This window comes from Janthinobacterium sp. 344 (assembly GCF_900112025.1).
Taxonomy (GTDB): domain Bacteria; phylum Pseudomonadota; class Gammaproteobacteria; order Burkholderiales; family Burkholderiaceae_D; genus Janthinobacterium.
The window spans coordinates 118,905-131,560 of the sequence record NZ_FOKL01000010.1 but is presented as its reverse complement, the minus strand read 5'-3'; the positions used below and the strand labels follow the sequence as shown (position 1 = coordinate 131,560).

The window sequence follows — 12,656 nt, the reverse complement described above, 5'->3', positions numbered from 1 at the left end:
AATTCACGAATGGTTCAGTTATGCACAGCAGCGAAAAAGTCCTCCCGTTTTTACGCCTCCCGGGCGGTAATTTTTAACTCATTGATTTTAAACGTTTATTTTTTCTTGTGTGCCCCTCTTGACGGCGGTCAAAATATTCTATCCACATTTTTCTGAAAGTTAATTTTGCTTTGTCCACAAAGTTATCCACAGAATTTTCTTCAGGGCGGCCAGCGCCCTTTTGACGCGCCGACGCGCCCGCCGTTAGGCATTCAAGGGGCGGAACAAGTATCATGGCCGGCTGGCTCGATGCCTGACACCCCCGCAGCGCCATGTCCCCCCAGGCGCGTTTTTGACGCTTTTTATTGAGATAGATAGGCCACACCACCCATGCCGCAGTGCATCCCGACGCCGTGCATCCTGAAAGTCGCGCTCGACACGCCCCTCAATGCCCTGTTCGACTACCGCTGGAACGGCGGCGGCAACGCGGCGCGGGAGGCGGGCGCCGAAGGCACCGTTGCACCGCTGCCGCAGGTGGGACAGCTGGCGCTGGTGCCGTTTGGCCGGCGCGAAGTGATGGGGCTGATCGTCGGCGTAGCCGACAGCACCGATGTGCCCGATGCGAAATTGAAGGACGTGCTGGCCGTGCGCAGCCAGCTGGCGCCCCTGTCGGAACAGTGGCTGGCGCTGGCCGCCTTCGCCGCCGATTACTACCAGCGTCCGCTGGGCGAGGTGGCCCTGCCGGGACTGCCGAAGAACCTGCGCGTGCTGACCACCGTGGCGCTGGACCGCGCCATCAAGAAGCTGGCCAAGCTGGCCGATGTGCATGACGGCACGCCGCTGAACATGCCGGCCCTCAACCCGGCCCAGCAGGAAGCGGCGGATGCCATCGGCGGGGCGCAGGGTTTCCAGCCGACGTTGCTCTACGGCGTGACGGGCAGCGGCAAGACGGAAGTGTATCTGCAAGCGTGCGCCCAGGTGCTGGCGCGCGAGGACGATGCGCAAATCCTGATCCTGGTGCCGGAAATCAACCTGACCCCCCAGCTGGAAGGCAATATCCGCGCGCGCTTTCCCGGCGTCATGCTGGCCACCCTGCACAGCAGCCTGTCCGAAGGCGAGCGCATGCTGCACTGGCTGGCCGCGCACCAGGGCCAGGCGCGCATCGTGCTCGGCACGCGGCTGGCCATCCTGGCGTCCTTGCCGAAACTCAAATTGATCGTCATCGACGAGGAGCACGATCCTTCCTACAAGCAGCAGGAAGGCTTGCGCTATTCCGCGCGCGACCTGGCCGTGTGGCGCGCCTGGCAATTGCAGATTCCCATCGTGCTGGGCTCGGCCACGCCGTCGCTGGAGAGCTGGCACCACGCGCAGACGGGACGCTACCGCAAGCTGGAGTTGCGCGAACGGGCCGTGAAAAATGCCGTGTTGCCGCGCGTGAAACTGCTGGATATGGAGCGCGACCGGCCGAAGGATGGACTGACTTCGCACCTGGTCGCCGCCTTGAAACTGCGCATGGAGCGCGGTGAGCAGTCGCTGCTGTTCCTGAACCGGCGCGGCTATTCGCCCGTGATCTGCTGCGAATCGTGCGGCTGGATCAGCAATTGCACGCGCTGCACCTCGTTCATGGTGCTGCACAAGCCCGAGCACCGCCTGCGCTGCCATCATTGCAGCCTGGAATTGCGCATCCCCCGTCACTGCCCCACCTGCGGCAACGTCGACCTGCAGCCGCTGGGACGCGGCACGCAGCGCGTGGAAGAGGGCTTGCAGCAATTGTTTCCCGAGGCGCGGATTTTGCGCATCGATGCCGATTCCACGCGCAAGAAGGGCAGCGCGCAAGAGGCCTTCGATACCGTGCACCGCGGCGACGTGGATATCCTGATCGGCACGCAGATGGTGGCCAAGGGCCACGACTTCAAAAAGCTGACTTTAGTGGGCATCCTGAATCCGGACACGGCCCTGTTTTCCCAGGATTACCGCGCCAGCGAACGGCTGTTCGCCCAGCTGATGCAGGTGGCGGGCCGCGCCGGGCGGGCCGCGCAGACGGAAGGCGGCAGCGTCAGTGAAGTGCTGATCCAGACGCGCTATGCGCGCCATCCGCTGTATGACGCCGTCGTCAACCATGACTACGACCATTTCGCCACCACCTTGCTGGAAGAGCGCAAGCAGGCGGCGCTGCCGCCCTATCTGTTCCAGGCCCTGCTGCGCGCCGAGGCGCCCGAGCTGGCGACGGCCATCGAATTCCTGCAGGCGGCCAAGGAATGCATGCAACACCCGCAGGTGACCATCAACGATCCGATTCCCATGAGCATGACGCGCGTCTACAACGTGGACCGCGCCCAGCTGCTGCTGGAATCGCCTTCGCGGCCGGCCCTGCAGGCGTTTTTGAAGGAATGGTTAACGGAGTTGCGCGCCATGAAGACGCGCGTGAAATGGTCGCTGGAAGTGGACCCGCTGGATATTTAACTTATTGCAGGTAGTCGCGCGCCGATTGGACGATCTGTTCCGACAATAGCTTGGTAAATGGCGTGTCCAGGGTCCACGCATGCCAGCTCAGCGGCACGTCCAGGGTGCGGCCCGGCAGCAGATCCACGAGACGGTCCGTCGCCAGCGCGGGCGCGGCCAGGCGCTGCGGCAGCAGGCCGTAGGCCAGGCCATCCTGGACGCAGCCGCGGCGCGCCGCTTCGACCGGTAACGTGTGGTGCGGAAACGCTTCGCGCACATTCAACTGTTCCGCGAGGAAACGCGCCAGCAAGGCGTGCTGGCCCACCACGGCTGGCGCCAGTTGTACCGCCTCGGCAATAAAACCATCGCCGAACCAGTGCCCGGCAAAAGTGGGCGTTGCCACGCAGACATAGCGCAGGCTGCCCAGCGGCGTCACGCTGGGGGCGGCCGCCGCCTCGCTTGCCACGCTGGCGGGGCCCGCCACGCAGCCAAATACCGTACCGTCGCGCACCATTTGCAAGGCGGCATCGCTGTCGGCCAGGCGCACGTCGAGCTGGCAGCGCGGCGGCGCCAGCAGGGCGAATAAAGTGTCGGGGAACCAGGTGGCCAGGCTGTCGGCATCGATGGCGATGGCGATCTCCGGCATGCTGACGCTGTTGCCCAGGTCGATGTCGAGCGACGCTTCCATCAGCTTGACGTTGCGGTGATGCACGATCAGGCGCTGGCCCAGTCCCGTCGGCACGGCGGGCTGGCCACGGATGATCAGCAGGCGCCCGCTGGCGTCTTCCAGCGCCTTGATGCGCTGCGAGACGGCCGACTGGGTGATGCCCAGGGCCAGGGCGGCCTTGTCGAAACTGCCATGGCTGGCCACGGCGTCCAGCACGGCCAGCGCGCGATAATCGAGTGATCCCATTAGCTCAGCTTATAAACTTTAAAAATGATTAGTTATACTAATGCATATATTGCAGCAAAGTAAAACCTTATTTTCGGCAAACGGGTAGTATCGAAGGCTGTAATCAATCTGAAACGGGATGGACAGCACCATGAAGACGATACGAGTGGATGTGGCCGTGATCGGCAGCGGCACGGCCGGCATGACGGCGCACAAGGCGGCGCGCATGCAGGGCAAGCGCGTGCTGATGATCGAAAGCGGGCCCTACGGCACGACCTGCGCGCGCGTGGGCTGCATGCCCAGCAAGCTCCTGATCGCGGCGGCCGAGGCGGCCCATGCGGTGGCCGCCGCGCCCGGCTTTGGCGTGCATCCGGGCCCCGTGCGCATCGACGGCCAGCAAGTCATGGCCAGGGTGCGCAGCGAGCGCGACCGTTTTGTCGGCTTCGTGCTCGACGGCGTCAACGCCATCCCCGACGAGGAAAAGCTGCGCGGCCATGCGCGTTTTATTTCCCCCGGCACATTGCAGGTGGATCAGCACACCATCGTCGAGGCCAGCAGCGTGGTCATCGCCACCGGGTCCACGCCCATCGTGCCGCCCGAGTGGCAGGCGGCGGGCGAGCGGGTCATCAGCAGCGACGCCGTGTTCGAATGGACGGATTTGCCCGAGTCAGTCGCCGTGGTGGGCGGCGGCGTCATCGGCCTGGAGCTGGGCCAGGCGCTGGCGCGCCTGGGCGTGCGCGTGACGGTGTTTGCACGCGGCAATAAGGTGGCGCAGCTGACCGATCCGCTGGTGCTGCAGGAAGCGGGACTGGTGCTGGCGCGCGAACTCGACCTGCGCTTCCAGACCACGGTGGCGCACGTGGCAAAAACGCCGGACGGCAGCGGCATCGCGCTGACCAGCCGCGATGGCGCGGGCGTGGAAAAGACCGAGCAGTTCGAGTATGTGCTGGCCGCCATCGGCCGCCGTCCCAACGTGGACCAGATCGGCCTGGAGACGGCGCAAATCGAACTCGACCGTCACGGCATTCCCCTGCACGACCAGCGCACCATGCAGTGCGGCAAGAGCGCCATCTTCATCGCGGGCGACGCCGACAACGTCTTGCCGCTGCTGCCCGAGGCGGCCGACGAAGGCCGCATCGCCGGCGAGAACGCGGCGCGCTTTCCCGACGTGCAAGCGGGATTGCGCCGCACGCCGCTGGCCATCGCCTTCACGGAGCCGCAGATCGCCACCCTGGGCGCCACCTACCAGCAATTGTGCGTGAGCCACGCGGGCCGCTTTGCCGTCGGCGCCGTGTCGTTCGGCAACCAGGGCCGCAGCCGCGTGATGCTGCAAAACCAGGGCTTGCTGCGCGTGTACGCGGAGTTCGGCAGCAAGCGCTTTCTCGGTGCCGAGCTGATCGGCCCACGGGCGGAACACCTGGGCCATCTGCTGGCCTGGGCGTGCCAGGCCCAGCTGACGGTGCCGGCCATGCTCGACATGCCGTTCTACCACCCCGTCATCGAGGAAGGCGTGCGCACGGCCTTGCGCGAACTGGCGCTGCACCTGGAAAAAGATCCGGAACATGCGCCCGGCTGCGCCGATTGTTCACCCGGCGTCTGATGCAAAAGAGCATGAGAATTTGTTGCAACTTTGCGATTTACATAATTATGTAGACAAGCTCACACGATTGCGCGATTATCGCTGCCACATTGAAATATTGATTAAAAGCAAAAAACATTTCAATTGGCACATGCCGCTGATGCCAGGATGGTAAACATAAGCGGATGCAAGCGATGACACGGAGACGATGTGAAGATTCGGCGCATTTACGCGGGGGAACTGGCCCTGGGCCTGGCCCTGCCCTGGGACGTGCATGGCGAGACGGGCGGCTTGCTGGCCAGGCAGGGCCATGTGATCAGCAGCGAGACGCAGATCGAACTGTTGCTGGCGCGCGGCGTCATCGCCGATACCAGCGAGGATGCGCCGCGCGCGGCAAGCGAGGCGCCGTCGGCCCTGCGCATGCTGAACCTGGTCACTGCGGGCCTGGCGCTGGTCTTGCCGGCCATTGCCGCCGGGCAGGCGGGCAGCCACGCGCCCTTGCTGCCGCTGGCGCAACTGGTGGACGAGGCCATCGCGCTGGACGCCGACGTGGCCCTGGCCTGCATCCTGCACAACCAGGGCGCGGGCGATTTTGCCGTGCGCCACAGCGTCGACACGGCCGTCATCACGGCCCTGCTGGCGCGCGCCCTGAAACTCGACGACGCGGTGATCCGCAGCGTGGTGCTGGCCGCGCTGAGCATGAACGTGGGCATGCTGGCGCGCCACGCGCAGTTCCAGCACAAGGAAGGCCCGCTGGACGAGGCCGAGCGGGCCTACATCCGCGCCCATCCGCAGGCGGGCGTCAACCTGCTGCGCGCGGCCGGCGTGGGCGATGCCGTGTGGCTGCAAGCCGTGCTGCAGCACCATGAAAATGTCGATGGCAGCGGCTATCCGCTGGGCATCCAGGGGGCGGAGATCGGCGTCGGCGCCCGGCTGATCATGCTGGCCGACCGCTACTGCGCGCGTATCTCGGCGCGCAGCTACCGCAAGCCCCTGTTGCCGAACGCGGCCCTGCGTGAAATGCTGATGGCCGACAAGGCGACGCTCGATGCGCCGCTGGCCTCCCTGCTGGTGCGCGAGCTGGGCATTTACCCGGTCGGCACTTTCGTCAGGCTGCTCAATGGGGAGATCGGCGTCGTCACGCGCAAGGGACTCAGCGCGGCCACGCCGCACGTGCAGTCGCTGATCGGCCCGCGCGGCGCGCGCCTGGACGTGCCCTTGCGGCGCGACACGCGCGTGGATTTGCACGCCATCCGCGAAGTGCTCAGCGCGGAGCAGGCGGGGCTGCAGTTTCGCCCCGACCAGCTGTGGGGCCGCAGCGCAAGAGTGTAGCGCGGCTGGAAAGACGCCCATGGCGTTGTTGCATTGCCTCGTCGTACTTGCGTACTGCCTTCGGCAAGGCGCCTGGCCCTGAACGTCTGCCAGGCACGCTCTGCATGCATCGCTTAATTCAGCAAGCCCGCGTCCAGCCGTCCTTCGAGGGCCAGCTCGCGCATGATGCGCACGGTGTCGATGTCGGACTCCTTGTAGGCGGAGCGGCGGAAGTCGTCGTACAGGGCGTTGGCCTCGTCGGTGGCCGCGTCATGGCCGTCGTCGTACTGGAAGCGCACCCACAGGCTGGCTTCGTCGGGCATCTCGATGGTCATCACCAGCGACGAGGCGCTGATGTCTTGCTGCGCCGGCACTTCGTAACGCACTTGCAATTGCGGCACCAGCACCACCTTGTCATTGATGACCAGCTCGCCATAGCGCAGGCTGCGGGCGAAGCCGGTGTCGCTGTGTTCGCTGATCCGGCACTCGTCCAGGTGCGGCACGAACAGTTTCGGCGATTCGGCGCGCAAGACCAGGCCGCGCCACACTTGCTCCAGGGTCAGGGTATCGATCAGCGGGTTGAGCGGATCGTTAATTTCAATCAGGTGTTCAAATTTCATAGGACTGCCATTCGGTAAGAGAGTGCGCACGGGCGAGATAGGCGGAATGGTACTCCAGGCGTGGCCTGGCCGCACGCATTGCAGCGCTCAAGATGGCGGCATATGGCGATATATCAATGCCGTTGCCTGTTTTTCAGGCATGCGCCCGCGCGCAAAATGCGCACGCGACGCTGTTACAATGGGCTGCTGTTCCCTCCGGAAATACCCTGATGTCCAAAGCGCCACAATTCGGTCTCAACGTTCCCCAAAGCGAAGCGGTTACCTACCTCGACGGCCCCTGCCTGGTGCTGGCGGGCGCCGGCTCGGGCAAGACGCGCGTGATCACGCAAAAGATCGCCCACCTGATCGAAGACCGGGGCTACGACCCGCGCACCATCGCCGCCCTGACCTTCACCAACAAGGCGGCGCTGGAGATGCAGGAGCGCATTGCCAAGCTGTTGAAACAGCCGCGCCAGGCCAAGCAGCTGACGGTGTCGACCTTCCACTCGCTGGGCGTGAAAATCCTGCGCCAGGAAGCCAATGGCGTTGGGCTGAAGGACCGTTTTTCCATCATGGACAGCGACGACTGTTTTTCGCTGGTGCAAGACCTGGCCATTACCACCGATAAACAGGTGATCCGCGGCATCCAGAACGCCATGTCGCTGTGGAAGAATGGCCTGATCGATCCGGACATGGCGCTGGCGCAGGCCAAGGATGAGGACGAAGCGAACGCGGCGCGCATCTACCGCAGCTATGTCGCCACCTTGTCCGCCTACCAGGCCGTCGATTTCGACGATCTGATCCGTTTGCCGGTGGAACTGTTCCGCAATAACGGCCCCGTGCGCGACAAGTGGCAGCGCCGCCTGCGCTACCTGCTCGTCGACGAGTACCAGGATACGAATACCTGCCAGTACGAACTGGTGAAACTGATGGTGACGGGCATCGGCAAGAAGCCGATGTTTACGGCCGTGGGCGACGACGACCAGGCGATCTATGCGTGGCGCGGCGCCACGGTGGAAAATCTGAAAACGCTGGAGACGGATTTCCCCGATTTGCGCGTCATCAAACTGGAGCAGAATTACCGCTCCACCATGCGCGTGCTGAACGCGGCCAATGCCGTCATCGGCAACAACCCGAAGCTGTTTGAAAAGTCGCTGTGGTCCGAGCATGGCCTGGGCGAGCCGATCAAGGTGCTGGGCATGCAGACGGACGAGCAGGAGGCGGAGCAGGTCGCCATCATGATCTCGGCCGACCATTTCGAGCGCAAGAATAAATTTTCCGACTACGCGATTTTGTACCGGGGCAACCACCAGGCGCGCATCATCGAGCAGTGCCTGCGCAAGGAGCGCATTCCGTACACGATCTCGGGCGGCCAGAGTTTTTTTGACAAGGCCGAGATCAAGGACATCATCAGCTATCTGCGCCTGCTGGCCAACGAGGACGACGACCCGGCCTTCATTCGCGCCGTGACGACGCCGCGCCGTGGCGTGGGCCAGTCGACCCTGGAGGTGCTGGGCGCGTTCTCGGGGCAGTGGCAGTGCTCGCTGTTCCAGGCCGTTTTCAAAGGCGGCATCGAGGCCAAGCTGACGGACCGCCAGCTGGGTCCGCTGCGCGACTTCTGCAACTTCATCAATGACCTGGAATCGCGCGCCAGCCGCCCCGGCGCGGCCGGCAGCGGCGACAACGCGGCCGAAGTGCTGGATGACATGATGAAGGAAATCCACTATGAATCGTATCTGTACGATGCCTTCGAGGAACGGCAAGCGCAAAGCAAGTGGCAGAACGTGCTGGAATTCGTCAACTGGCTCAAGGAACGGGGCCGCGGCGGCAAGGACCGCGACGGCGAAGAAAAGAACGTGCTGGAATTGACGCAGATGGTGGCCCTGATGACGATGCTGGAAGGCAAGGACGAGGAGCAGGACGCCGTGCGCATGTCGACCCTGCACGCGTCGAAAGGGCTGGAATTTCCGCACGTGTTCCTGGTGGGCGTGGAAGAGGGGATTTTGCCGCACAAGGGCGACGCGGACGCGCCGGCCGAGACCATCGCCGCGCGCATCCAGGAAGAGCGACGCCTGATGTATGTGGGCATTACGCGGGCCCAGCGCACCTTGCACGTTACCTGGTGCAAGAAGCGCAAGCGGGCCGGCGAGCAAGTGCATTGCGACCCGTCGCGCTTCATCAAGGAAATGCAGCTCGACGTGGGCGACGCCGTGCCGACGGAGGCGGAAGTGATTTCGCCGAAAGAACGTCTGGCGCGCATGAAGGCCTTGCTGGCCGCGCCGAAGGCTTAAGCGGCGTTCACGCTTCCACGGCGCTGTCGGGCGTGGTTTTGGGCACGATGGCCAGCTGCATGCCCAGCGCATCGAGCATCTTTAAAATGGTTTCAAAGCGCGGCTTGCTGCCTGTGCGCAAGGCCTTGTATGCGCCTTCGCGCGTGATGTCGGCCCGGGCCGCCACCTTGCCCATGCCGTAGGCGCGCACCACGTCGTTCATGGCCGACTGGAACAGTTCGGCGTTGCCGGTGGCGACGATTTCGCTCATGTAGGCGGCCACGGCGGCCTTGCTGGTCAGGTGTTGCGTCGGATCAAATTTGCTCAGGCCTAATGCTTCCAGGTCGTCGAGGTCGAAGGTATCGTGGTCACTGTCCTGGTTCATTTCGTTCGTGCTCCTGTCGATGGGCTTGCCGCCGCTTTGCGCATGGCCGCCTGCCGGGCTTTCAGCGCTTTGAGGATCGCTTGCGCCTGTTTGATGTCGCGCTGCTGGCTGGATTTATTGCCACCCAGCAGCAGCAAGATCAGGGTGCCCCGGTTCGTTTCGTGAAAATACACGCGCCAGCCGGGCCCGGTCTGTAAAAAGCGCAGCTCGCACACGCCTTCGCCCACTGGCCGCCAGTCCCCCTTCTTACCGTGCTGCAAATGCTTGATGCGCGCATCGATGGCGGCCGCCGCCACATCGTGCAGGGAATCTTCCCAGCGCCGGTATTCGGCCGTCTTGCGCGTGTCGATCAGCGGTGGCTCGGTTGGTGTTGGTGTTGGTTCATTTATTGTAATCGTTTGTTCTCATTCGTCAAGCGGTTTGATGCAGCCATACGCAGAGAATAGGCAGGAATCGACGCCGCGCCGGGAAGAATGCGCTGTGTTTGTGCTGGCGCACGCCGCTGCGGCGGTAGAATGCCGCTTTGAGTCAGGAATGAGCACCATGGACAATGCAGAACAGATGGAAATACGTTTCGTCGATATCGAGATCAAGCTGGCGCAGCAGGAAGACCTGGTCGAGTCGCTGAACCAGATGGTGTACCAGCAGGGCAAGCGCATCGATCAATTGGAAGCGATGCTGCACAAGCTGGGCGAGCACGTGCGCGATGGGGCGCAGCAGGCGAATGGCGGGCTGGTCAACGAACGTCCGCCGCATTACTAAAGCTGTACGGGCGTATCGCTACCATCGGTAGTTGCGGGTGACGCAAGTGTTTCTGGCTGTTATTATTTCAGGCTGGCCCGCGACACCATCGCGGCACTCTTGCGTTTCTTGAAAGAAGACATGACCCGTCCAACCCTGCTCGTCATCGCCGCCAGCCTGATGCTGGCGCCAGCCGCTTTTGCCGCCGCCACCGCGCCGACCACCGCCGCGACCGTCAAGGCTACCGCTACCGCGGCTGCCGCACTGCCTGCCTCGAATCCGTTTGCGCAGGCCAGCAGCCTGCCCTTCCAGTATCCGCCGTTCGACAAGGTGCAGGACGCCGACTACGCGCCCGCCTTTACGGCAGGCATGGCCGCCCACCTGGCCGAGATCAACGCGATCGCCAACAATCCGAAAGCGGCCACCTTCGACAACACCATCGTCGCCATGGAACGCTCGGGCCAGCTGCTGGGCCGCGTGCGCACCGTGTTTTCCGTGATGTCCGGCTCGAACACGAATGACACGATCCAGGGCCTGGAACGCGAGCTGGCGCCGAAGATGGCGGCCCACAGCGACGCGATCATGCTCAACGACAAGCTGTTCAAGCGCATCGACACCCTGTACGCCAAGCGTGACAAGCTGGGCCTGGATGCGGAATCGAAGCGCTTGCTGGAACGCTACCACACCGATTTCGTGCGCGCCGGCGCCAAGCTGTCGTCGGCCGATAAGGAAAAGCTGCGCGCCTACAACGGCCAGCTGGCTGCCCTGTCGACCAAGTTCGCGCAAAATGTACTGAAGGAATTGAACGCTTCGGCCGTCGTCGTCGACACGCGCGAAGAGCTCGACGGCCTGTCGCCAGCCGCCATCGAAGTGGCCGCCGGTCTGGCCAAGAAGCGCGGCCTGGACGGCAAATACGTGATCGCCCTCGTCAACACGACGGGCCAGGCGCCGTTGGCGCTGCTGACCAACCGCGCCTTGCGCGAACGCATCATGGCCGCCTCGCAAGCGCGCGGCAGCCGTGGCGGCGAGTTCGACAACACCCAGGAAGTGCTGGAACTGGCGAAACTGCGCGCCGAACGTGCAGCGCTGATGGGCTACCCGAACTACGCGGCGTATTCGCTGGAAGACCAGACGGCGCACGACACCACCGCCGTGAACGCCTTGCTGGGCGAGCTGGCCAAGCCGGCCGTCGTCAATGCGCGCCGGGAAGCGGACGATATCCAGAAGATCATCGATGCGGGCAAAGGCGGCTTCAAGGTGGGCGCCGCCGACTGGGCTTTCTATAGCGACAAAGTGCGCGCCGAACGCTACAACTTTGACGAGACGCAACTCAAACCGTACTTTGAAATGCACAGCGTGCTGACCAAGGGCGTGTTCTTTGCCGCAGGTAAATTGTATGGCCTGACCTTCAAGCAGCGTACCGACTTGCCGGTGTATAACGCGGACATGCTGGTGTATGACGTCTTCAATGAAGACGGCACGCAGCTGGCCATCTTCACGCTCGATCCTTACGCGCGCAGCAACAAGCGCGGCGGCGCCTGGGCGAACGCCTACGTGGGCCAGTCGGGCTTGTTGAACCGCAAGCCGGTCATCGCGAATAACCTGAACATTCCCAAGCCGGAAGCGGGCCAGCCGACCCTGATGACGTTTGACGAAGTCAACACCATGTTCCACGAATTCGGCCATGCGCTGCACGGCATGTTCTCGAACGTGAAATACCCGCGCTTCGCCGGCACCAGCGTGCCGCGCGACTTCGTCGAATACCCGTCGCAAGTCAATGAAATGTGGGCCCTGTGGCCGGAAGTGCTGCAAAACTACGCCAAGCACTACCAGACGGGCGCGGCGATTCCCGCCGAACTGCTGGCCAAGGTAACGGCCGCCGACAATTTCAACCAGGGCTACAAGACCACGGAATACCTGGCCTCGGCCTTGCTGGACCAGCGCTGGCACCAGCTGACCCCGGCACAGATCCCGACCGACGTGATCGCCTTTGAAAAAGCGGCGCTGGCCGACGCGGGCGTCGATTTCGCGCCGGCGCCGCCGCGCTACCGCACCACTTACTTCTCGCACGCGTTCGCGGGCGGCTACTCGGCCGGCTATTACGCCTACCTGTGGTCGGAAAAGCTCGATGCCGATACCGTCGAGTGGTTCAAGGAAAACGGCGGCCTGACGCGCAAAAACGGCGACTGGTTCCGCAATAAACTGCTGTCGCGCGGCGGCAGCGCCGATGCGCTGGACATCTACCGCAACTTCCGCGGCCGCGATGCGAAGATCGAGCCGCTGCTGGAGCGCCGTGGCTTGAACGCCAAGTAATCGTCACTCCCCGTCACCGGCCTGGCCGGTGCGGAACAAGAATGGCCGCCCGGCAATGGGCGGCCATTTTTATTTGGCGAATCGCCGCGCAAACCGTGGTAAACCGCGCAGTTGAGCCTTGGGGCCAGCATATCGCCCACGTTGG

The 12,656-nt window shown here is 63.7% G+C and carries 11 protein-coding genes; 6 read left to right on the top strand and 5 right to left on the bottom strand.

Features of this window, described 5'->3' with window-relative positions; translation table 11 throughout:
• Nucleotides 1-73: 73 nt before the first annotated feature.
• Nucleotides 74-364 (bottom strand): hypothetical protein, encoded by a 291-nt coding sequence (locus BM193_RS28560; protein WP_139176303.1) that lies wholly within the window; start codon nt 362-364, stop codon nt 74-76.
• Between the two features lie 5 nt (nt 365-369).
• On the opposite strand from BM193_RS28560, the gene BM193_RS23450 reads away from it, so the two are divergent.
• Complete coding sequence (locus tag BM193_RS23450; RefSeq protein ID WP_092801482.1) at nt 370-2,442, top strand: primosomal protein N'; 2,073 nt, start codon at nt 370-372, stop codon at nt 2,440-2,442.
• 1 nt (nt 2,443) lies between these two features.
• On the opposite strand, the gene BM193_RS23445 is transcribed toward BM193_RS23450, so the two are convergent.
• A complete protein-coding gene (locus BM193_RS23445; protein WP_092801479.1) occupies nt 2,444-3,334 on the bottom strand; it encodes an ArgP/LysG family DNA-binding transcriptional regulator in 891 nt (296 codons plus the stop codon).
• A gap of 130 nt (nt 3,335-3,464) precedes the next feature.
• Here BM193_RS23445 and BM193_RS23440 point away from each other — a divergent pair, with 130 nt between their 5' ends.
• Nucleotides 3,465-4,913 carry a dihydrolipoyl dehydrogenase gene (locus tag BM193_RS23440; RefSeq protein WP_092801676.1) on the top strand — a complete coding sequence of 483 codons (1,449 nt, stop codon included), beginning with the start codon at nt 3,465-3,467 and terminating at the stop codon, nt 4,911-4,913.
• A 189-nt stretch (nt 4,914-5,102) separates the two neighbouring features.
• Nucleotides 5,103-6,224: an HD-GYP domain-containing protein gene (locus BM193_RS23435; RefSeq protein ID WP_254786389.1), complete on the top strand. Its 1,122-nt coding sequence runs from the start codon at nt 5,103-5,105 to the stop codon at nt 6,222-6,224.
• A 113-nt stretch (nt 6,225-6,337) separates the two neighbouring features.
• On the opposite strand, the gene BM193_RS23430 is transcribed toward BM193_RS23435, so the two are convergent.
• Complete coding sequence (locus tag BM193_RS23430) at nt 6,338-6,823, bottom strand: SRPBCC family protein (RefSeq protein ID WP_092801476.1); 486 nt, start codon at nt 6,821-6,823, stop codon at nt 6,338-6,340.
• A gap of 209 nt (nt 6,824-7,032) precedes the next feature.
• Between BM193_RS23430 and BM193_RS23425 the strand changes: the two genes are divergently transcribed.
• Nucleotides 7,033-9,093 (top strand): UvrD-helicase domain-containing protein, encoded by a 2,061-nt coding sequence (locus BM193_RS23425; protein WP_092801473.1) that lies wholly within the window; start codon nt 7,033-7,035, stop codon nt 9,091-9,093.
• A 7-nt stretch (nt 9,094-9,100) separates the two neighbouring features.
• Here the strand turns inward: BM193_RS23425 and BM193_RS23420 are convergent, their stop codons facing one another.
• Both BM193_RS23420 and BM193_RS23415 read right to left on the bottom strand, forming a co-directional pair.
• A complete protein-coding gene (locus BM193_RS23420) occupies nt 9,101-9,457 on the bottom strand; it encodes an addiction module antidote protein (protein WP_092801470.1) in 357 nt (118 codons plus the stop codon).
• A complete protein-coding gene (locus BM193_RS23415; protein WP_302847675.1) occupies nt 9,454-9,807 on the bottom strand; it encodes a type II toxin-antitoxin system RelE/ParE family toxin in 354 nt (117 codons plus the stop codon). Before BM193_RS23415 ends, BM193_RS23420 begins: the two co-directional genes overlap by 4 nt.
• A 193-nt stretch (nt 9,808-10,000) precedes the next feature.
• Here BM193_RS23415 and BM193_RS23410 point away from each other — a divergent pair, with 193 nt between their 5' ends.
• Nucleotides 10,001-10,219: a SlyX family protein gene (locus BM193_RS23410; RefSeq protein ID WP_046683207.1), complete on the top strand. Its 219-nt coding sequence runs from the start codon at nt 10,001-10,003 to the stop codon at nt 10,217-10,219.
• Nucleotides 10,220-10,339: 120 nt separating this feature from the next.
• Entirely contained in the window at nt 10,340-12,511 is a 2,172-nt protein-coding gene (locus tag BM193_RS23405) for a M3 family metallopeptidase (protein ID WP_175533396.1), read from the top strand.
• Nucleotides 12,512-12,656: the final 145 nt, after the last annotated feature.

Excerpts from the sequence above, each read along its gene's own strand:
- BM193_RS23425 (WP_092801473.1), top strand. The coding sequence starts at position 7,033 with ATGTCCAAAGCGCCACAATTCGGTCTCAACGTTCCCCAAAGCGAAGCG.
- BM193_RS23445 (WP_092801479.1), bottom strand. The coding sequence starts at position 3,334 with ATGGGATCACTCGATTATCGCGCGCTGGCCGTGCTGGACGCCGTGGCC.
- BM193_RS23420 (WP_092801470.1), bottom strand. The coding sequence starts at position 9,457 with ATGAACCAGGACAGTGACCACGATACCTTCGACCTCGACGACCTGGAA.
- BM193_RS23410 (WP_046683207.1), top strand. The coding sequence starts at position 10,001 with ATGGACAATGCAGAACAGATGGAAATACGTTTCGTCGATATCGAGATC.
- BM193_RS23450 (WP_092801482.1), top strand. The coding sequence starts at position 370 with ATGCCGCAGTGCATCCCGACGCCGTGCATCCTGAAAGTCGCGCTCGAC.
- BM193_RS23430 (WP_092801476.1), bottom strand. The coding sequence starts at position 6,823 with ATGAAATTTGAACACCTGATTGAAATTAACGATCCGCTCAACCCGCTG.
- BM193_RS23440 (WP_092801676.1), top strand. The coding sequence starts at position 3,465 with ATGAAGACGATACGAGTGGATGTGGCCGTGATCGGCAGCGGCACGGCC.
- BM193_RS23405 (WP_175533396.1), top strand. The coding sequence starts at position 10,340 with ATGACCCGTCCAACCCTGCTCGTCATCGCCGCCAGCCTGATGCTGGCG.